This window comes from Paraburkholderia sp. GV068 (genome assembly GCF_003058125.1).
In the GTDB taxonomy this organism is placed as follows: domain Bacteria; phylum Pseudomonadota; class Gammaproteobacteria; order Burkholderiales; family Burkholderiaceae; genus Paraburkholderia; species Paraburkholderia graminis.
This window is the reverse complement of record NZ_QBUB01000010.1, coordinates 146,748-166,755: the sequence shown is the minus strand read 5'-3', so window position 1 is coordinate 166,755 and position 20,008 is coordinate 146,748. Positions and strand designations below refer to the sequence as shown.

16 protein-coding genes are annotated in these 20,008 nt (G+C 60.3%); 11 read left to right on the top strand and 5 right to left on the bottom strand.

Annotated elements, in window-relative coordinates; all coding sequences use genetic code 11:
* Positions 1-41 precede the first annotated feature (41 nt).
* Both C8K18_RS20940 and C8K18_RS20935 read right to left on the bottom strand, forming a co-directional pair.
* The gene (locus tag C8K18_RS20940; protein WP_244231033.1) at positions 42-1,097 is read right to left on the bottom strand and encodes a porin; all 1,056 of its coding nucleotides are present in this window, start codon (positions 1,095-1,097) and stop codon (positions 42-44) included.
* 89 nt (positions 1,098-1,186) lie between these two features.
* A complete protein-coding gene (locus C8K18_RS20935) occupies positions 1,187-2,827 on the bottom strand; it encodes a UbiD family decarboxylase (RefSeq protein ID WP_107709538.1) in 1,641 nt (546 codons plus the stop codon).
* Between the two features lie 253 nt (positions 2,828-3,080).
* Between C8K18_RS20935 and C8K18_RS20930 the strand changes: the two genes are divergently transcribed.
* Positions 3,081-3,683, top strand: coding sequence for a UbiX family flavin prenyltransferase (locus C8K18_RS20930; RefSeq protein WP_107709535.1), 603 nt, complete (start codon positions 3,081-3,083; stop codon positions 3,681-3,683).
* 1 nt (position 3,684) lies between these two features.
* Here the strand turns inward: C8K18_RS20930 and C8K18_RS20925 are convergent, their stop codons facing one another.
* On the bottom strand, positions 3,685-4,587 hold the full coding sequence (locus C8K18_RS20925; RefSeq protein ID WP_107709533.1) for an SDR family oxidoreductase: 903 nt from the start codon (positions 4,585-4,587) through the stop codon (positions 3,685-3,687).
* Positions 4,588-4,686: 99 nt separating this feature from the next.
* On the opposite strand from C8K18_RS20925, the gene C8K18_RS20920 reads away from it, so the two are divergent.
* Together C8K18_RS20920 and C8K18_RS20915 are read left to right on the top strand one after the other, a co-directional pair.
* The gene (locus C8K18_RS20920) at positions 4,687-5,616 is read left to right on the top strand and encodes a helix-turn-helix transcriptional regulator (RefSeq protein ID WP_107709531.1); all 930 of its coding nucleotides are present in this window, start codon (positions 4,687-4,689) and stop codon (positions 5,614-5,616) included.
* 21 nt (positions 5,617-5,637) lie between these two features.
* A complete protein-coding gene (locus C8K18_RS20915; protein WP_107709529.1) occupies positions 5,638-7,080 on the top strand; it encodes an HdeD family acid-resistance protein in 1,443 nt (480 codons plus the stop codon).
* A 2-nt stretch (positions 7,081-7,082) separates the two neighbouring features.
* On the opposite strand, the gene C8K18_RS20910 is transcribed toward C8K18_RS20915, so the two are convergent.
* The gene (locus tag C8K18_RS20910; protein WP_107709527.1) at positions 7,083-9,248 is read right to left on the bottom strand and encodes a hypothetical protein; all 2,166 of its coding nucleotides are present in this window, start codon (positions 9,246-9,248) and stop codon (positions 7,083-7,085) included.
* 299 nt (positions 9,249-9,547) lie between these two features.
* Here C8K18_RS20910 and C8K18_RS20905 point away from each other — a divergent pair, with 299 nt between their 5' ends.
* Positions 9,548-10,837 carry an MFS transporter gene (locus C8K18_RS20905; protein ID WP_006049823.1) on the top strand — a complete coding sequence of 430 codons (1,290 nt, stop codon included), beginning with the start codon at positions 9,548-9,550 and terminating at the stop codon, positions 10,835-10,837.
* A 48-nt stretch (positions 10,838-10,885) separates the two neighbouring features.
* Here the strand turns inward: C8K18_RS20905 and C8K18_RS20900 are convergent, their stop codons facing one another.
* Entirely contained in the window at positions 10,886-11,878 is a 993-nt protein-coding gene (locus C8K18_RS20900; protein ID WP_006049824.1) for a LacI family DNA-binding transcriptional regulator, read from the bottom strand.
* Between the two features lie 155 nt (positions 11,879-12,033).
* Here C8K18_RS20900 and C8K18_RS20895 point away from each other — a divergent pair, with 155 nt between their 5' ends.
* From C8K18_RS20895 to C8K18_RS20865, 7 genes are all read left to right on the top strand, one after another.
* A complete protein-coding gene (locus C8K18_RS20895; protein ID WP_375135818.1) occupies positions 12,034-12,885 on the top strand; it encodes an NAD-dependent epimerase/dehydratase family protein in 852 nt (283 codons plus the stop codon).
* A 349-nt stretch (positions 12,886-13,234) separates the two neighbouring features.
* Positions 13,235-14,656: a UbiA family prenyltransferase gene (locus tag C8K18_RS20890; protein WP_107709525.1), complete on the top strand. Its 1,422-nt coding sequence runs from the start codon at positions 13,235-13,237 to the stop codon at positions 14,654-14,656.
* A gap of 75 nt (positions 14,657-14,731) precedes the next feature.
* On the top strand, positions 14,732-15,031 hold the full coding sequence (locus C8K18_RS20885; protein WP_232292279.1) for a ligand-binding protein SH3: 300 nt from the start codon (positions 14,732-14,734) through the stop codon (positions 15,029-15,031).
* A gap of 299 nt (positions 15,032-15,330) precedes the next feature.
* Positions 15,331-16,023 carry a phosphatase PAP2 family protein gene (locus C8K18_RS20880; protein WP_006049828.1) on the top strand — a complete coding sequence of 231 codons (693 nt, stop codon included), beginning with the start codon at positions 15,331-15,333 and terminating at the stop codon, positions 16,021-16,023.
* Between the two features lie 273 nt (positions 16,024-16,296).
* Complete coding sequence (locus tag C8K18_RS20875; protein ID WP_258196167.1) at positions 16,297-17,643, top strand: hypothetical protein; 1,347 nt, start codon at positions 16,297-16,299, stop codon at positions 17,641-17,643.
* A gap of 145 nt (positions 17,644-17,788) precedes the next feature.
* Positions 17,789-18,592, top strand: a complete 804-nt coding sequence (locus C8K18_RS20870) for a DUF72 domain-containing protein (RefSeq protein WP_029970221.1) — start codon at positions 17,789-17,791, stop codon at positions 18,590-18,592.
* Positions 18,593-18,811: 219 nt separating this feature from the next.
* A complete protein-coding gene (locus C8K18_RS20865) occupies positions 18,812-19,930 on the top strand; it encodes a 3-deoxy-7-phosphoheptulonate synthase (RefSeq protein ID WP_006049831.1) in 1,119 nt (372 codons plus the stop codon).
* The last annotated feature ends 78 nt before the right edge of the window (positions 19,931-20,008 follow it).

Genomic DNA, 20,008 nt, shown 5'->3' with positions numbered 1-20,008 from the left:
CGGTTTTTTTTGCGTGAGTTGAGATGCAGTAGAAGCTACGGCTAGAACCAGTGATTCATACCGAACGAGATACCCGTCTGTTTCGCGTGACCCGACGCGTTCAACGTTGCGTTAGTGACATAAACGCCGGTGAAATGCGTATAGTCGATGTCCGCATAAAGCTCGGTGCGCTTGGAGAGCAGATAGTCAATGCCGAGAATCGCCACATCTTTCCTGCCGTCCACGCCGCCCGTCTTGTTCTTGTTGTCGTAATACGCGGCGGTCACGCTGAAGAACGGCGTCGCCTGATAACGCAAACCGCCCCACAAGTACTGATTGCGCGTCATGCTGCGCGCCGAAGCGGGCGTGTCCTGCAAATCGAGCGAGTAACCGGCCATCACATCGACAGGGCCCACGCTCACCGTGCCGCCTGCCGTGTACTGGTCATTGCTGAAGTATTCGCTCGAGGTCGCCGTCAACGGATTGGACTTGTGCGTATAGCCCGCGCCCAGCTTGATCGTCTTGCCCCGATAGTTCAGGCCGCCGGCGAGCGTCGAGCCGTGTGCGGCGCTGCCCGGCACGCCGCCCAGCGCATATTCGCCGCGAACCACCCACGGCCCGAAAATGCCGCGATAGTTGATGTCGTTATCGTCGCGTCCGGTGTTGCCGCCCGACACCGCCGTCGATTCCGTAATGCCGAGGTAATGGAAGTCGAACGGCTCGAAGTCCTTGATCAGAAAATGCTGGAGCGTGAATTGCCGCCCAATATCGACCTGCCCGAATGGCCCGCCTATTCCAACCGTCGACGTGCGCTGGAAGATCTGGTTGTTGGTGTTGTTATTCGCGCCGGTCGACAGCACGAAGCCTGCTTCCAGATTGAAACGCGCATAGTAGCCGCCTCCCAGATCTTCCTTGCCCTCCAGGCCCCAGCGGTTGGAGTTGTAGACGCCGTTCGACGCCATCGTCAACGCCGCGCCGCCCGCCTTCGTGCCGTTCACGAGATTGCGCAAGCCGCCGTCGAGCGAACCGTATAACGTGACGCTGCTTTGCGCATGCGCCGCGCCGCTCGACAGCCCAAGCAACGTGAATGCCGCGAGCGAGCGTGTCAACATACTCATTCGTACAGCCGGAAGTGCTTCTCCTTTGTCGTGCATATCTCCTCCATCGATGTCGTTCTATTGATATGGTGGCCGCTATCCGCGGCGCGTTAGATGTCTTTCTTTTCGGCGAAGAACCAGTCGGAATCCTTATTGATCCACTCAGGCCCGACGCGTTGACGCGTCTGTTCCTCGCCCGTTTCGAAGTACTCGCTCTTCACGGCGCGCTGCGCCATCGCTTCGTTGCGCTCGTCCCAGTCGCCCATCGAGACGCCGTACCACGGCCATTCCGGACGCAGCGGCGGCAGCCCGAGTTCTTCCCAGATCGCTTTCGCGTTTTCCATGTACTCGCGCGTCGGCAGCGAAAGCGGCGGCAGCTTTTCCTTGCGTGTCGCGTTCATCAGGATCACGCCGTCAACCGCATCGTCGCCGCGTTGCGCGCCCGACGTGCGTGGTCCGTGTCCCGTATCGCGGCCATGCAGGATCTGCACGTCCTTGATCGCGTTCATCCGGTAGCTCATCGACCAGAAGATCGCGTCGCTGTTTTCGGGGTTGATGTCGTTGCTCACGGCAACGACCAGCTTGCCGACAGCCGGTTGCAGCGACGCCGCGCCCATCAGCGCGCGCCATATTTCGGTTTCGGTTGCCTTCTCGCTGAACACCACGATCACGAGCTTGCGCAGATTGGTCAGCGGCTCGTGCATCACGACCTTTTCGACGCTTGCGATACGCAGCGAATTCTTCAGATGGTCGAGAAACAGCGGTTCAAACGCGACTTTCTTGACGAGCGAACTTTCGCTCGGCGTGACCTGGCTGATGATCGACACGAGATGCGCGTTCTTGCGTCGCGTAATCGCCGTGACGTTCATGTACGGATTGAATTCCTGCAAATTCACGTGACCGTGCGATTCGCCGAAAGGCCCTTCCGGTTCGAGCGTATCAGTCGGAACGAATCCTTCGATCACGATTTCAGCGTCGGCGGGCACGAGCAGATCGTTCGTCCTGCACTTCACCACGCGCAGCGGTTCGCCGAGAATCGCGCCGGCCACGCCGAGTTCGTCCACGTCGATTGGCAGCTTCTGGACCGAGCAGAACGACACGGCCGGATGGCCGCCGATCACGAGCGCGGCAGGCATCGGCTTGCCCATCGCCTTGTACTTGAGCCAATGCTGATAGATGCCTTGCCCCATTTCGATCGACGGATTGCAACCGACGCGGCGCTTACCCTTGAGCTGTCCGCGATACGTGCCCATGTTCTGGATTCCGTTTTCCGGATCGACGGAAACGTACTGCGAGCACGTTGTGTACGGCGCGTTGTCGAAGCCCGGCGTCGAAATGGGAATCGGCAGATGTTCGAGACCTTGACCGTCGACATCGAGTTCATCGCCGATAAAACACACTTCCTGGCACGGCGCTTCATTCACGAGAACGGGCGCGATCGGATTGCCCTTCGCCTGCTGCCACTTCTTGCCGATCTGATCGACGGGCACGCCCATGCCGATCGAGTAGACCTCGCGATTGATCGACAACGCGCCGACCACGACGGGCAACTCGTAGCGGCGTCCTTTACTGTCGACGACGTTATGAAACACGAACGCCTTTCGATCCGACTCGGGAATGCCGCCGCGCAATTGCCAGCGCACGAGCGGATGGAGTTCGGTGTCCTTGTTGATTTCGCGGTGTACGTGAACGACAAGGCCCTTTTCCTCGAGGGCCTGCAAGTGGGTCTGGAACGAGGGGAAAGTTTTCATGGTTGTCCGGTGAATGATCAAGGGGAACGACGGTGAGCGCAGACTGACGCACAACGACCTCCCCTCGCAAACGCTGATTTCTCATGTACGTCATGAACGGATTTCATCCGCGGACAATGAAAAGCCCTCATGCGAGGCATGAACAGATTTCGTTTGAACGACAGGGGCCATGTCATGCAACCTGAGTGCGGAGACAGACGAACATACGAACCTACGAACCCGCCGCGCAGCGGATCGACAAGAGACGACGAACATGGACCGACGCAAACGTATCGTGGTGGGAATCAGTGGCGCTTCCGGCGTTGTCTATGGCGTGAGGCTGCTCGAGATGTTGCGCGAGCTCGACGTGGAGACTCATCTGGTGATGAGCCGCTCGGCGCAAATGACGCTCGCCTACGAAACCGACTTGCGCGCGGCCGACGTTCAGGCGCTGGCTCACGAGCACTATCCCAATGCCGATATTGGCGCGGCGATTTCGAGCGGCTCGTTTCGCGTCGACGGCATGATCGTCGCGCCGTGTTCGATGAAAACGCTCGCGGAGGTCGCGACGGGCAACACGGGTTCGTTGCTGTCGCGCGCCGCCGATGTGATGCTGAAGGAACGCAAACGCGTCGTGTTGATGGTGCGCGAGACGCCGCTGCATCTCGGGCATCTGCGCAATATGACCGCGGCGACGGAAACCGGCGCGATCATCTATCCGCCGGTGCCGGCGTTTTACGCGCGGCCCGACAGTTTGCAGTCGATGATCGATCACACGCTGGGACGCGTGCTCGATCTATTCGATATCGACGCGGGGACGGTGAAGCGCTGGACGGGCGAACACAGTCAGAAGCTCGTCAGCGTGTCGAACGGTTGAATCACGCCGGCACATCGTCGGCGTAACGCGCTTCGTCGAGATCGGCGATCAGCGTCGGGCCTGCTGGTTGCCAGCCCAAACGTGCCTGTGTCAGAGCACTCGACGCGGGCATATCGAGCGCCGCGAAGATCGCCATCCATCCGAAATACGCCTGCGTCTGCTCGCGCGCGATCGAAACGACCGGCAGCTTCAGGCCGCGGCCCAACGCCTCCGCGATCTCCCGCGCGCTCACCCCCTCCTCGCCGACCGCGTGATAGCGCGCGCCGCGCTCTGCCCTTTCGATCGCGAGTCGATACAGCCTCACGACGTCCGATAGATGTCCCGCGGGCCAGCGATTACGGCCCTCGTCGACATACGCGCAAACCCCCTTCTCGCGCGCAATCTGGATAAGCGGCGTGATCAGCCCTTGCCGGAACGGGTTGTGCACTTGCGGCAGGCGCATCACCGAGACATTGACGCCCGCGTCCAGCAGAACGTTACTGGCCAGCTCCGTTGCGAGTCGCGGATTCGGGTGCGCCGTGTTGAACACATCCTCCGTGGCGGGCTGCCCGTCGTCGCGGCTGCCCGCGCCCGTGCCCGACGTGACGAGCAACGGACGATCGGAACCGGCCAGCGCCGATCCGAGCGCTTCGATCACGCGTGCGTCCTTCTCGCAGTTCGCCGCGAAGCGCGAAAAGTCGTGGTCGAATGCGAGGTGGATGACGGCGTCCGCGTTCGTGACGCCGCCGCGCACGCTGTCGACGTCTTCAAGCGTGCCGCGATGAACGTCGGCGCCCGCGGCGCGCAGCGCCTGCGCGCCCGCATCGGAGCGCGTCATGCCGATCACCTGATGACCGGCCTCGATAAGTTCGGGCACCAACGCCGAGCCGATGAAGCCCGTTGCGCCCGTCACAAAGATCCGCATGGCAATGCCTCCTTAGGTAGTCATCCCTGTACTATGCGTTCATCCGCTATCCTGTTTAAGTAGTGACGTTATCCCGGTAAAAGGACTAACAGGCTCTGCATGTCAGTGAACGACGCTCAAACCCTCGGTGACTTTTTGCGCAGCCGCCGCACGCGTCTGGACCCGGCGAGCTTCGGCTTTTCGGGCCGTAGGCGCACGCCTGGACTGCGCCGTGAGGAAGTCGCCCAGCTTGCCCACATCAGTTCCACCTGGTACACCTGGCTCGAACAGGGCCGCGGCGGCGCGCCGTCCGCGCATGTGCTCGAGCGCATCTGCGCGGCGCTGATGCTCACCGATACCGAGCGCGAACACGTTTTCATGCTAGGTCTCGGGAGGCCGCCCGAGGTGCGCTATCGCGGCGTCGATGGTGTGAACCCGCGGTTGCAGCGCGTGCTCGATTCGCTCGACGCGAGCCCCTCGATCATCAAGACCGCGACGTGGGACGTGGTCGCGTGGAATGCGGCCGCCGCGGTCGTGCTGACCGACTACGGCAGGCTGCCGGCCGGCCAGCGCAACATCCTGCGTTTCCTGTTCGGCGACCCGGCCGTTCGCGCGAAACAGCACGACTGGGAAGGCGTCGCGCGCTTCGTGGTCGGAACATTCCGCGCCGACGTGGCGCGCGCAGGGCTCGCTTCCGAAGTGGGCGAACTCGTCGACGATCTGCGCCGCGCCAACGCGGACTTCGACCGCATGTGGCGCGAAAACCAGGTGCTGGGTCACGGTGACGGCGAGAACGTAAAGCGCCTGCTGCATCCCACGCTCGGGCAGGTCGAAATGGAATATTCGCTATTCGCCGTCGATGGCCGGCCGGATCTCGGCATGGTCGTGTACACGCCATTGGATGCGCTCATGGCCGAGCGCATCCGCGCTGCCGCTCTTCAACATCGATCGATCGCCGCCAGCCGCCGACATGAAACTGCATCGTCGTCGAACGGCTCGCCTTTAGAGTGCGAACAGGACATCACGCGCGTCGGTGCCGGTGCAAACTGAACGCGTCAAGGAGGATTCGTTATGGTTCGTCTGGTCATGATTCTGCTCGGCGTCGATTACCTGCGCACGCGTTGGCGCTCGCTCAGGATGATGGGCGCGGCTAGCCTGCTGCTCGGCATCGTCGTGTTCATCGACGCGCTCGACGGCGCGCTCTATTTTCCGATCACGCCGTTTGCCGTTTTGTTGCTGCTGGAAGGGCTCGCCACGCTCGCAGTCGCGTGGACCGGCATGGGCGGCCAGCGCACGCTGCGCTATGCGAAGGGCATTGCGTTCTCGTTGGCGGCCGCGCTGATTCTCGCGGGTCATCATCATGGACACTTCGCCCTGTCGATGATTTTCGGCACGCTCTTTCTCGCCGATGGCCTGTTGCAGATCGTCTCGGCACATGTCGTGCGCTACCGTACGTGGCGGCTTGCTACGATTGGCGGCGGCGTGGAAATCGCGTTGGCGCTCTTCTTCTATCAGCCTTATCCCACACACTATGTCGGCACCGTACCGTATTGCCTCGGCCTCGGTTTGATATTCGGCGGCTGGAATCTTTTGTTGTTGAGTACGCGCGCGCGGCGCCTCGTGTCGAATCCCGCAGTCGATTCGGATGCCGAACGATCGGACAACAGCGATGCAGCGACTCGGGCCGCGATGACGAACATCGAATGGGACGGCCCGCCCGCCGCCGACGAAGCCGCGCTCACCGTGCATGTGTGGACTCCCGTCGGATCGGCCAAAGGCGAGGCGCGGCGACAGCCAATTGTCGATCGTTACATCGCGGCGGTGGATCGCAACGGCGTGATCTCGACCGGACACGCGGCGCTCGAAGCACCTGACGGCATTTACGTGAGCCTCTATCCCGCGGTGGAATTCGATCGTTCGCCGGATGACTTCGCGCGGCTCTTGCGTGCCACGCGCGAGAACGATGTGCCCGGCGTGTTCCAGCCTGACTATGCGACGGAATCGAAGGCGTGGTGTCCGTCGACGGTTCAGGTGCGCATACGCAATTACGATCCGCTCCGCTTGCGCCGCTTCTGGGACGCGTATCGGCAGGACACCACGTATAACCTGACGTCCCGCAACTGTTCGAGCAGTGTCTCGCGCGCGCTCGAGGCGGCGATCGAAGGGGCTTCGACACGCGTATGGGGCGGCCTCGGTGGCGTCGGCGGCCTCGGCGGGTGGCGGCCTTTTCTTCGCGTGATCACGACGCCGGAGCTATGGGTTGCGGCGCAAATACGCAAACGCGCGGCGACGATGGCGTGGACGCCCGGCCTCACGCTCGACTATGCGCGCGCGCTCAGCATGCTTGCCGATCCGCGTCCTTCCGGCTGGGCCAGGATGGCGCGTCTGGCCATGCGCAAGATGGTTCGATCGCGGCGTCTGGATCGTGAGCCTGCCGATGATCCGTCGATGCTGCGGACGCTCGTATCCGATCATCGAGCCACCGCAGCAAAGACGAACGAAGAACAACGCTAACGCTAACTGCTGTACTTCAGGCTCCAGCCGAACGTGCGGGTACTGCCGGCGTTGATCGTGAACGGCTGCGTCGTGCACGCGAAGTTCGAGTGCAACTGGCCGATCGGCGTCGTCGACAAGGGGTTCGTGGCGCCGCCCGCTGTCGTATCGAAGTTCGACAGCGCGCAACTGTCGAAACCCGTGGTGCCGTAGCCGGTCGCATTGCTATTGGCGTTATTGGCGTAATTGACCGAGAAGCCGTCGCCGTTGGCGGTCGTGCTCAGGTAATCGGCGAATGAAGTGAAGTCGGTTTCCACCGTCACATTGCCGGTCAGCGTCGCCGAACTCAGCGTATCGGTGCGCGTCAGCGTGCCCCGGCCGAATGTGAGCACCGTATGCGCCTGCAAATCGAGGTCGGTCGAGAACGCCGCGTTCTTCGCGGCTTGCCTGAACTTCGCCGTGTCGAATGACACGATCACCTGACCATTACTCTCCGTGACGTTGAGATTTTTATAGTACGTGACGGGTATATAGGTCTTGCCGTTATACGACACCTGCGGAATCAGCAATGCATAGCCGAGGTCGGTCGTACCGTAGATAAGCTTGTCGGAGAAAGGAACCGGGTAATACGGCGTGAATGAATTGTAGTCGGGCGCCTGGCTCAGATTCAGATTGATGACACGATTGCCGTCACGCACGGTCAGAAGCGCCGCACTGTACGGGTGGGCGGTATCGGTGGGCTGGTTGTACCAGGTCAGCGTATAGCGCGGCCTTGCATCGAGCCACGCCTGATAGTCGGAGTCGGCCATCGGCGCCTTGCCGCCGAAACCCAGTTTGCTCCACCACGCATCGACATACATGTACTGATGCAGCAGGCTGAAGTTCTCACCCATCACGCGCGGCTTGCCGCGGTAAGTATCAGTGCCGCGGCCTTTCAGCCACATATTCACCGACGGAGTCGGCAACGTCGGGTCATACCAGAACGTTTCATAGCGGCGAGCCGCCTTATAGATGAACGTATAGGCGATCTGCATTTCCTGCGGCGTCAATACGCCGGCATTGGCTGCGGCAGTGAGAACTTCCATGAATGCCGAATCGCCATAAGGACCAATGGACCGTCCATAGTTGAAGCCCTCGCCGTCCGCGTTCAATTGAGGAAGAATAAGATCGACCGATTTCCTCAAATAGCCCTTCAATTCCGGAGTGAGATTGGCCTCGTTGCCCATTTCGAGTGTGCGCTCGACTACTTCGCCGATCAGCAACGTGCTGTATCTGTCGAAGCGCGCCTTGTCGTAATAGGTCGTGTGCGTGTTCGATGCTTCGTCGGAGAAGCCGCCTGAAGAATCGTTGCGGATATGGTTCGTCAGCGTGTACAGCAACGCGTCGCGCGCGTTCATCGTGGCAACGGCCGGGTCGGTGGTGGACGAAAAGGTCGGATTGCTCCAGCCGAGCTTCTGCCGTAATCCAGCAATGCCGTACGACACAGCATAGTAATTCTGCGCGGTATTCAGCGATGCAACGTCGATCGGCACGCCGGCCGCAGGACATGTATTCGTCTTTCCGCTCGAATCCGCGCCGAACATGTCGCAGAAGGTTAGACGGTTTTGCAGCGTCGCCAGCATTGTGTCGCTGAATACTTCATTGAGCATGCCGTGCGCCTTGAAGTTGTTCAGCGCCACCAGGTAATAGTATTCGCCCCACGAAGTATTGGCGTAGGTGTAATTGCCGCCGCTCGGCTGCGCCATCATCGCGGTGGTGATCTTCTGGTAGGTCGCCAGATAGTCCGCGTATTTCGGATCGCCCTTCGCCTTCATATCGATCAGGATGTACGAAAGGCCGAGCGCGAGTTTGCCGGGCAGGAATTTGTCGCCCGTGTTGGTGTCGAGAACGTGTACCGGAGTGCCGTCGCCGAGATCCATCACGACCTGCGTGAAGTCCGGCGATTTCCTGATCAGATCGAAGAGCGCCCGCATTTGGCCCATCATCGTGATGGGCACATCGGTTCCTCGCGGAACGCTGGTATCGCTCGCGCCATAAACGATTGCATGCAGCGACGGCGCGGCTGTCGGCGTGGGCGTAGGCGCGGGCGGCTGGTTCGCATCGTCGGTGCCGCTGCCGCAGGCCGACATGAGAAGAAGCGTCAACGTACTCACAGCACACCTGCCGATGGACTTTCGTGGGGAACGCATGTCTGTCTCCTGATTAGTGTTGGATAGAGCTCGGCGGCTCCTGGCAACCTTCGAGAAAACGATTAACCTATTGCACGGCGCTTATCGTCGCACTATTTCGCCGTCGCGCACAATCCTAGGTAAACTCAGCACTAGCATTGCGGCCGCAAAGCTTCTATTCTAGAAAAACGTTTTCCTAATTGGGTCCAAATCGCTGACCGCGCGCGACTGCGCCGGGTGCTGCGCCGCGGGCCCGGGCGCTCGTCGCCCGGCACAGAAAAGCGCGGCGCGACGAGCGAAGCCGTGCGACGGAGACATCCATGCAAACTGCCGTACTCGGTCTTGCCCGTACAGCCAGCCGCTACCGCTGGACGGTCTGCGCACTGCTCTTCTTCGCGACCGTCATCAACTACATGGACCGCCAGATTCTCGGGCTGCTCGCGCCGCTGCTGCAGCACGACATCGGCTGGACACAGGTGCAGTACGGCCGCATCGTGATCGCGTTTTCCGCGTTCTATGCAGTGGGGCTTTTGTGCTTCGGCCGTATCGTCGACTGGCTCGGCACGCGCATTTCGTATGCGCTCGCCATGCTGGTGTGGAGCGTGGCCGCAATGCTGCATGCGGCGGTGGGTTCGGTCACCGGCTTCGCGATGGTCCGCGCGCTGCTCGGCATAGGCGAAGGCGGCAATTTCCCGGCCGCCATCAAGACCACCGCCGAATGGTTTCCGCGACGCGAGCGCGCGCTTGCAACCGGCATCTTCAACTCCGGCGCGAATATCGGCGCCGTGTTCGCGCCCGCGATCATTCCGCCGCTTGCGCTCGCGTTCGGCTGGCGCGCGGCGTTCGTGATCATCGGCGCGCTGGGCTTGCTGTGGCTCGTCGTATGGTTCGCGTTCTACCGCTCGGCCGAACCGCGCTCACACGACGACGATCTCGACGAGGCACGCGACGAAGTCGAAGCACTCGACGCCGCCAACGTGAACGCGCGTGCGCCTGGTTGGGGCGTATTGATCCGCAAGCGCCAGACATGGGCGTTCCTGATCGGCAAGTTCCTGACCGACCCGGTATGGTGGTTCTATCTGTTCTGGCTGCCGAAGTGGCTCAACGAATCGCGCGGCATGGACATGCAGCATATCGGCCTGCCCCTCGTGTGCATCTACGCGATGACGACCGTGGGCAGCATCGGCGGCGGCTGGCTTTCGTCGGCACTATTGCGCGCAGGGTGGACGGTGAACGCCGCGCGCAAGACCGCGATGTTGATCTGCGCGTGCTGCGTGCTGCCGATTGCGTTCGTCTCGCAGGTCGACAATCTGTGGGGCGCGGTTGCGATCGTCGGCCTAGCGGCGGCAGCGCATCAGGGCTGGTCCGCGAACCTGTTCACCACGGCGTCGGACCTGTTTCCGAAGCGCGCGCTCGGCGCGGTGGTGGGCATCGGCGGAATGGCCGGTTCGATTGGCGGCGTGCTGTTCTCCGAAGTGATCGGCCAGGTACTGCAACGCACGGGGCACTACTGGGTACTGTTCGCTATCGGCGCGCTCGCCTATCTCGTCGCGTTTGGCGTGATGCACTTGCTGACGCCGCGTATGGCGCCGGCGAAACTCGAAGCGTAACAACAACGCGAGAAGCGCGAGAAGTACGGGTTGAAAGCGCGATATGTGTCAGCCGCAGGCCGCCGTGGATTCACGCACGATGAGCCTCGGCTCGCACATCGAATGCCCTGTTTGCGCGTGGCCCGCGAGTTGATCGATCAGCTTTTGCATCGCGAGTTCGCCCATCTTCTCGCTTTGAATATCGACGGTGGTCAACGCGGGTGCCGCATATTCGCCGTACGGAACGTTGTCCACGCCGGTCACCGACAGCTCTTGCGGCAGCTTGATGCCGAGCGACGCCGCCTCTTTCATGAAGCCGAGCGCGATAAGGTCGTTGTAGCAGATCACCGCTTGCGGCCTGTGCGGTCCAAGCATCACGCGCGAGCACGCGTGTTCGCCGGCATGCGCAGTGGGCGCATGCGCGTCGTACACGTCGAGCGTGAGACCCGCTTCCTCGAGACAATCGCGCGCGCCGCGAATGCGCTCGTCGTTGATGCGTGCCTGCCCAAAGCCGAGATAAGCGATCTGACGATGCCCGAGATTGAGCAGGTGCCGCGCGAGCATGTAGGTTGCGAGCCGGTTGTCGATGCCCACGCTCGGGATCGGCAGGGTCTCGCTGTGCCGCAACAGCACGAGCGGCTTGTCGAGATCGAGCAGCCATTGCGACTCGCTGTCGGACATGCGCGAGCTGATGATCAGCCCGTCGACGCGCTGCGCGAGTGCTTCGATCAACGGCTTTTCGCGCGCCTGGTTTTCGTCGGTGTCCACGAGCAGCAGCGTGTAATCGTGGCGCAGCGCAATGCGGTTCGCGCCCTTCACGACGTTAGTGAAGTGCGGATTGCTGATGTCGAGAATCGTCAATCCGATCGCGCGTGTGCGGCCCGTAATCATGGATCGCGCAAGCGGATTCGAACGGTAGCCGAGATCTTCGATCGCCGCTTTGAGGCGCGCCTCCACGGGTGGCGAGAAGCGCTGCGCGCCGTTCATGAACTTGGACACGGTTGCGACCGATACGCCCGCGGCAGCCGCGACGTCGCGAATAGTTGGAGGAAGTTTTTTCATCGCGCAGTTAACGGGTTCTCCTGTTAACGGATTGTCGCAGAAATGGGCTGGCGCGCGTTTGTTTTGATTCGGTTGCAGGCTGCGGCGTGCCGCCGGTCGCCGGCCGCACAAAACGTTTTTGCAATTTAACCACGCAATAGGCAGGAGTTTTATCGATGAGCCAAACCATCAGCGAATCGTCCACAGTAGATCGCAAGCCGTTCCGGCGCCTGCTTCTGACAGGCGGCGCCGGCAACCTGGGCCGGCAGTTGCGCGGCGCACTCGCGGAATGGGCCGAGGTCGTGCGCGTGACCGACATCGCGAGTCTCGGCGATCCCGCGGCGCATGAAGAAACGAGTGTGGTCGATCTCGCCGACCGCGCAGCGGTGATGCAACTCGTCGCCGGTGTCGACGCAATCGTGCACCTCGGCGGCATTTCCATCGACGCGCCATTCGACGATCTGCTCGGCGCGAACATCGCCGGCACTTACAACATCTATGAAGCCGCGCGCAAACACGGTGTCAAGCGGATCGTGTTCGCGAGTTCGAATCATGTGATCGGCTTTCATCCGGTAACTGAAGTAATCGACGCCGATGCGCCGCAGCGCCCCGATAGTCTGTATGGCGTGACCAAGTGCTTCGGCGAAGCGCTCTCGCGCTACTACTACGATCGCTTCGGAATAGAAACGGTGTGCATGCGCATTGGTTCGTCGTTTGAAGAACCCAAAAATCCGCGGATGCTCGTCACCTATCTGAGCTATCGCGACTTCATCGAACTCGTGCGCTGTTCGCTGTTCACCAATCGCGTGGGGCATGTTGTCGTGTACGGCGCGTCGGACAATCCGGCCAAGTGGTGGGACAACACCAAGGCCGCGTTCCTCGGCTTCAATCCGCGCGACAGTTCCGCGCCGTTCGCGTCGCGCTTTCCGGCAACGGCGCCTGACGACTCGCGCGACGACCCGGCGCAGCGCTTTCAAGGTGGGCCGTTCGTGTTAGGCGAGCCGATGGAGAGTGAGAAGCCGCGCTAACTTCGTGAGGTGGGCTAATTCGTCATAGCAGCGAGCCCGCCATTCGGCTCGCCGCCTTGCGCGGTTTCGAGCGACGGGCAAGAGATCGCAGAAAAGGTTTGTCCGCAACCGGCATCAGCATCTGAACCGAAGGCGCATATATCGCTCAGATGCTATGCGCAAATCCTTAAGGAAACCTGAAGAACAGTTGCGCTTTAGCCAGTGTGACAGTTTTTTTAACGACGCCGCGACAAGTGTGTTCTGACGCACAGTGCAGAGCAAATCGAGCACTATTCTTGAAGAGGAAAGTGTATGCAATGCGCGTTGCCTGACGAATCAGGCATGTAGCCCAGACTCACACGAGGTGATGATGTCCCAGGCGAGCGTACCCCTTTGCGTCGATCTCGATGGCACGCTGACCAGCACCGACCTTCTGGTCGAATCTTTCCTCGTGCTGATAAAGCGAAATCCACTGTATGCGTTTTTTTGTATTGGCTGGCTGTTTCGCGGCAAAGCGCATCTGAAAGCGCAGATTGCCCAGCGGGCGGCAATCGATGTGACATTGCTTCCCTATAACGCGCGCCTCGTGGCGTTCCTGCGTGCAGAGCGATCCAGTGGCAGGGATCTGTATTTATGCACGGCTGCGAACCGCAAGTTCGCGGAACAGATAGCCTCATACTTCGGTTTCTTCGCGGGTATTCTCGCGAGCAACGACGCTCTGAATCTCTCCGGCGTCCAGAAGGCGTGCGCTTTGTCCGAGGAATTCGGTCCGCATGGCTTCGATTATTGCGGCAACGCGCTGTGCGACGTACCCGTTTGGAAACAGTGCAGACGGGCAATCGTTGTGGGAACGCGCCCGATCGCCGAGGCGGCCGAGATGGTGAATCAGAAGGTTCTCTTCTTCGAGGAGCGGCGATCGCTCATCGGCCTAACCGTCAGGGAAATGCGTGTTTATCAGTGGGTCAAGAATCTCCTGATCTTCGTGCCGCTGCTCGCATCGCACCGTTTTACCGAAGGGGACACGCTTCGAGCCGAAGCCATCGCATTTTTTTCCTTCTGCTTCTGTGCTTCATCGGTATATCTGCTCAATGACATGCTGGACCTCGATGCGGACCGGCGCCACATAAGCAAGCGCAATCGGCCGTTTGCCTCGGGACAGTTATCTCTCGCTTTTGGCATGCTTATCGGGTGTGCGCTGCTCGTCGCCTCTGCGGGTCTTGCCCTGCTTTTGCCTTCCACATTTCAGCTCGTATTGGCCGGCTACTTCGCAACTACGCTTGCTTATTCGCTCAGGCTCAAACGGTTCGTGCTTATCGATGTCTTTGTGCTCGCGGCTCTTTACACCGCCCGCGTCGCGGCGGGCGGCGCCGCGGGGGACATTCCCCTGTCGGACTGGTTGATCATGTTTTCTATTCTGATCTTTCTCAGTCTCGCGATGGTGAAGCGCTACGCGGAGCTCGACGCGCTATTGCGCGAAGCGAAAGTTTGCGCAGTCGGGCGCGGTTACGTTACGCAGGATCTCGGCATTCTGCGTTCATTCGGCACGGCTTCTGGCTACGTCGCGGTACTGGTGCTCGCGCTCTACATGAATTCATCCGATGTACGGATGCTCTATCGGCACCCGCACGCACTCTGGTTGTTATTCGGGCTACTTCTCTTCTGGATTAGCCGTGTGTGGATGTTGGCCTTTCGCGGCGAGATGCATGACGATCCGATCGTGTTCACCTTCAAGAACCGCCTTAGCCTGCTCGTGGTCTGCCTCTGCGTAGCGACGGTGATAGCGGCAAGCTGACCCTCGACCATTCAATCGATGCAATTCTTTTTTCTGTTTCTGAGCGGCACGTGCAGTGCCTCGGCGAGCATTCTTTTGCGCATTGCGGCGCGGGTTGATAACGACCCCTCGTTGTTCGCGACCGGTGGCCGGCCGTTACTTTATCGACTCGCCGCGATAGCGGCTTATGGTGCCGGGTTCGGCCTTTATGCGCTGGCACTCAAGCGCGTCGAGCTGAGCGTCGCTTATCCGCTGATGGTTGCAGTCACGATCCTCGAGATTCTTGTGTTTGGCGTCGTGTCAGGCGAGGCGGTTTCGCCGCGGATCGTCGCAGGCGCAGGCTTCCTTCTCATAAGCGTGCTGTTGCTATACCTGCCGTCGAGCGCAAGGCCGTGAGCGTGGTGCTGACCTGAACTTCGCTGCTCATACCAGTACTTCGCGAGACTGCTTGCGCGTGACCCGATGTTCCGTGACGGCGATCTGAAAGCATTCTTCATTTCAGGCCACAACGGGAAATTTTTTGGAACGTAGCGTGCGCAAGCGCGCATTCGGGAGCCGATGTCGATCCTCCGACGGTGGCAAATATCATAATCTGGGTGTACCGCAGGTAGGAAAGCGACTCGTTGGGCGAACCCCTCCGCAAGACGGAGGGTTGCCGTCCGGTCCCAGTACGAACCTTACTGTCTACGCGAAAAATGAACAGCTTCGATACGAGCATCGAGACGTTCCTTAGCGGATTCAATTCGTGTGCGCTCTGCAATCATGCGGTGCAAGCCATTGCCAACATGTACACCTTCAAAGGTCTGGTTCTGATCCCGGCTTTGTGGTGGATATGGTTTCAATCGGCGGAGCGTCGGCAATGGAGGCGTGAAGTCGTCATTGCAACGGCCGTGAGTGGCCTGTTGGCCCTTCTTGCAGGAAGGCTTCTCGCGCATTTTTTACCCTTCCGTATGCGCCCCGCCTTTTCACCCGAGCTAAACCTTCATTTCCCATTTGTCCCGCAAAGCGAAAGCATGTTGTCAACGTGGAGTTCCTTTCCTAGCGATCACGCAATGCTGTGGATGTCGGTCGCGGTAGGACTCTTCGTCGTCTCGCGCCGCATCGGCATTCTCGCGCTTCTCTACGTCGCGATTTTCATTTGCATTCCGCGCGCCTACCTCGGCTTCCACTATCCGACGGACCTGTTGGCGGGCGCTGCGATCGGCATCGTCATTACCTATGTCATGACGCGCGATTCCGTGAGACCGCTTTACGCAACTCCTATATTGCGTTGGATCGAGCGCTACCCCGGACTATCGGCGATGCTTGGATTCGTGTTGTGCCTGGAACTTGTTACCCAGTTCGATGAGATTAGAACTTTCGCGACTTCGATCCTCAAGGTTGTTTGATTCGTTCGTTACCCGCACGACGCAAAGCGCTTTAACAACCTGAAAGGGGATTTGATGACTGCACAAAGAGGACCCGTGCAGGGCGGCAGGCCGTTGACTCTGTGGGCCGTCTGGCTAATCGCCACTCTCGTGGCCTCATTGCCGCTCTTCGTTTCGTCGATACCTCCGTTGGGGCAGCACTTTTATAATATCGTCAGGATAGACATTCTTGCGCATCCGGTTTCCTACGCCGGCGACTTTGTAGTTCGGTGGGACCCTTTACCCGATCTTGCGATGGACCTGACGGTCCCGTGGATCGCGAAGCTCATGCCGGTGGAATGGGCTGCGTGGCTCTTTATCGTTGTGGAACTCGCGTTGATCAGCTCGGGATGCCTGATCCTCAGCCGTGCGCTGAACGGCCGCTGGTCATGGTTCCCATTGACCAGTTTCCTGCTGCTCTACAACTGGATTCTGATTCGCGGCTACGACAACTTTCTGTTCGGAATCGGCCTTTGTTTATGGGCCATAGCGTTGCATGTCACGCTACGCCGGTCCACGGTCGCTAGAATCGCAGTGTCGTCTTGCAGCGCGCTTCTCATCTATTTTTGCCATCTGTTTCCTTTGGCCGTCTTTGCACTGGTCACGGGAACATGGGAGCTTGGCTGTCTGCTACAGGAAGACAAGTTCCGCATCCGGTCGATGTTCAGGCATGCGAGTGCAACCGTGGTTCCGTTGATACTTCCCGTGGTATTGCTGGCACACAGCAGTACCGGCGGGCTTCGCGGTTCCGTCGACTTCGGTTTCATTCATCTATTCGCCAAAGTGAGCCGCTGGCTCGATGTCTTCGCAATCGGTAATCCTCCCGCCGACATTGCAATTCTGGCAAGCCTGGGCCTGACGTTAGCCGTGGGCTTTCTACTGAGGTGGTGGACGTGTCAGCCTGAGTGCCGGATAACCGTCATCGCGCTTCCGCTGGTGGCCCTATTCGCGCCATTCTCCGCATTTGCTTCTTATGGCGTTGTCGAGCGATGTGCGCTGAGCTTCGCGTTCCTGCTGACTGCACTGGTGGATGTGCGGGCTTCGAGACCGCGTCTGCAACGTGCCGGCGCGGTGGCGCTCACTATCGTCTTCCTGTTCCGCATTGCGACGGTAACTGCCGACTGGCGTGCGGCGAAGCCTGCCATTCAGGCATACAGGGCTACGTTTGCGTCGTTGAAATCAGGCTCTGTTCTGTTCCAGTACAAACAGGATACGACGTACCCGTCGCCAAGAACGGCGCCCGACCGGTGGAATCCGTATCTGGATAAAGTCGTCGCGCTCGCCACGCTTGATCGTGTTCTCGTACCGGATCTCTATTTGAAGGCGGGTCAACAGCCGGTGCTTTACCGCACCAAAAACGCCGCGTTGAGGAAGTTCCAGGACGACATTGAAAACGGCGATAAGGCATTCCGCGCAAACGACGATATGCTGCGCGCGTGGGCAGCAGACTTGCAAAAAACATTTCCGGACTTGCCAACCCGATTCACTGAGGTGTACCTGGCAGTGTTCGATCCGCAACGGCGCCTGTCTGAAACACTGGCTGGCTGGCAACTCGTTGCGACTTTACCGGAACATCGGCTTTACCGGATGCTTCCTCGATAACCCCCGTTTTGATGAATGCCCCGCCCCTTCCTTACACGCGACGCACGATCGAGTAAGCTACTGCCTGACGCAACGTAGGGCTGTCAGCGCTCGAATCGACACCGGGGCGCCGCGAGGCAAACCAGAACAACGAGGAAAACCGCATATGGCAACGCGCACGAAACCGCGAATCCGTGTGGGCATTGGTGGCTGGACCTATGCCCCGTGGCGCGGGGTGTTTTATCCGGAAGATCTAACGCAAAAGCGCGAGCTCGAATACGCGAGCCGCCAGTTGTCGACCATCGAAATCAATGGGACGTTCTATGGCTTGCAAAAGCCGGAGAGCTATGAAAAGTGGTATCAGGAAACGCCGGATGATTTCGTCTTTTCGCTGAAGGCGCCGCGCTACGCGACGAATCGAAAAGTACTCGCGGATGCCGGCGAGACCATCGAGCGTTTTTTCGCGAGCGGCGTGCTGCTGCTCAAACAGAAGCTCGGGCCCGTCAACTGGCAGTTTGCGCCGACCAAGAAATTCGACGGCGAAGATTTCGAGGCTTTCCTCAAGCTGCTGCCCGCGAGCATTGAAGGAATCAAGCTCAGGCATGCAATCGAAGTGCGCAACGAGAGCTTCAGGACACCCGAATTCATCGCGCTGGCACGCAAATACAAGGTCGCAGTGGTGCTGGCCGGCGACAGCGAATATCCGCAGATCGCCGACATCACCGCGCCGTTCGTGTACGCGCGCATCATGGGCACAACCGAGAAAGAGGCCAACGGTTATCCGGCGAAAGCGCTCGACGCATGGGCCGAACGCGCGCGCCAACTGGCGACGGGCACCACGCCCGGCGATCTGGAAACCTGTGGCGCGCCGCCCGCGAAAGCAGCCGCACGCGATGTGTATCTCTACGTGATCAGCGGTTTCAAGGAACGCAATCCGGCCGCTGCAAAGGCGCTGATCGAGCGGCTTTAAGCAACGCTTTCGAGCGGCTTTTGCTCAGTTCTCGCTCAGTTCTCGCTCAGTTCTCGCTCAGTTCTCGCTCACTTCGCGCGCACCCTCGAGCCGCGCGGTGTGCGCGGTGGCGCGCGAATGTCATAATCCCGGCAGCGAATTGCGCGCGACCCACCGCGCAACGACACCCACATTCAAGGCCGCAAGGCCAGCTCACATCGACAAGTCCGGGAGAATACCTTGAGCGCCATCGACAATCCTCTGCACGACCAGGAAGTCGGCTCGGCCGACGCCACCCAGGACACTACCCGCATCGACGACGTTCGCATCGGCGCGGTACGTCCGCTCATTTCGCCCGCGCTGCTGCAGGACGAACTTCCCGTGCCGCCCACGGTGCAATCACTGGTGGAAAAAACCCGCGTGGAAATCGCCGACATTCTGCACGGGCGCGACGACCGCCTCGTGATGATCGTCGGGCCCTGCTCGATTCACGACCACGACCAGGCAATCGACTACGCGCAGAAGCTAAAAGCCGCTGCGGATGCGTACAAAGACGACCTGCTGATCATCATGCGCGTGTACTTCGAGAAGCCGCGCACTACCGTCGGCTGGAAAGGCTATATCAACGATCCGCGTTTGGACGGCAGTTTCCGCATCAATGAGGGCCTGCGTCTCGCGCGCCAATTGCTGCTCGACATCAACGGACTCGGCTTGCCGACTGCAACGGAATTTCTCGACCTGCTGAGCCCGCAGTACATTGCCGATCTGATCGCCTGGGGCGCAATTGGTGCGCGCACAACGGAAAGTCAGAGTCATCGGCAACTGGCTTCGGGCCTGAGTTGTCCGATCGGTTTCAAGAACGGCACCGACGGCGGTGTGCAGATTGCCGCCGACGCAATCGTCGCCGCGCGCGCAAGCCACGCGTTCATGGGCATGACGAAGATGGGCATGGCCGCGATCTTCGAAACGCGCGGCAACGACGACGCTCACGTGATTCTGCGCGGTGGCAAGAAAGGGCCGAACTATGACAGCGCGTCGGTGGCGGCAACCTGTGCAGCGCTTAAATCAGCGGGGCTGCGTGAACAGGTGATGATCGACTGCTCGCACGCAAATTCGGGCAAGTCGCATTTGCGTCAACTCGATGTGGTTCAGGATCTCGCGCAACAACTGTCCGCACACGAGCGCCGCATTATCGGCGTCATGCTTGAAAGTCATCTGGAAGAAGGCCGTCAGGATCTGAAGGCCGGCGAGCCGCTGCGTTACGGCGTGTCCATTACCGATGCATGCGTGAGCTGGACGCAAACGGAACCGGTGCTGGAGACGCTCGCCGAAGCGACGCGCAAGCGCCGCGCGAGCTGATTGCAGACGCAGCCTCGCTGCGTCGAGCGCGCTCGACGAAAGCCGGCGCACACGCGCCGCGCCATCCGCCGACGCGTT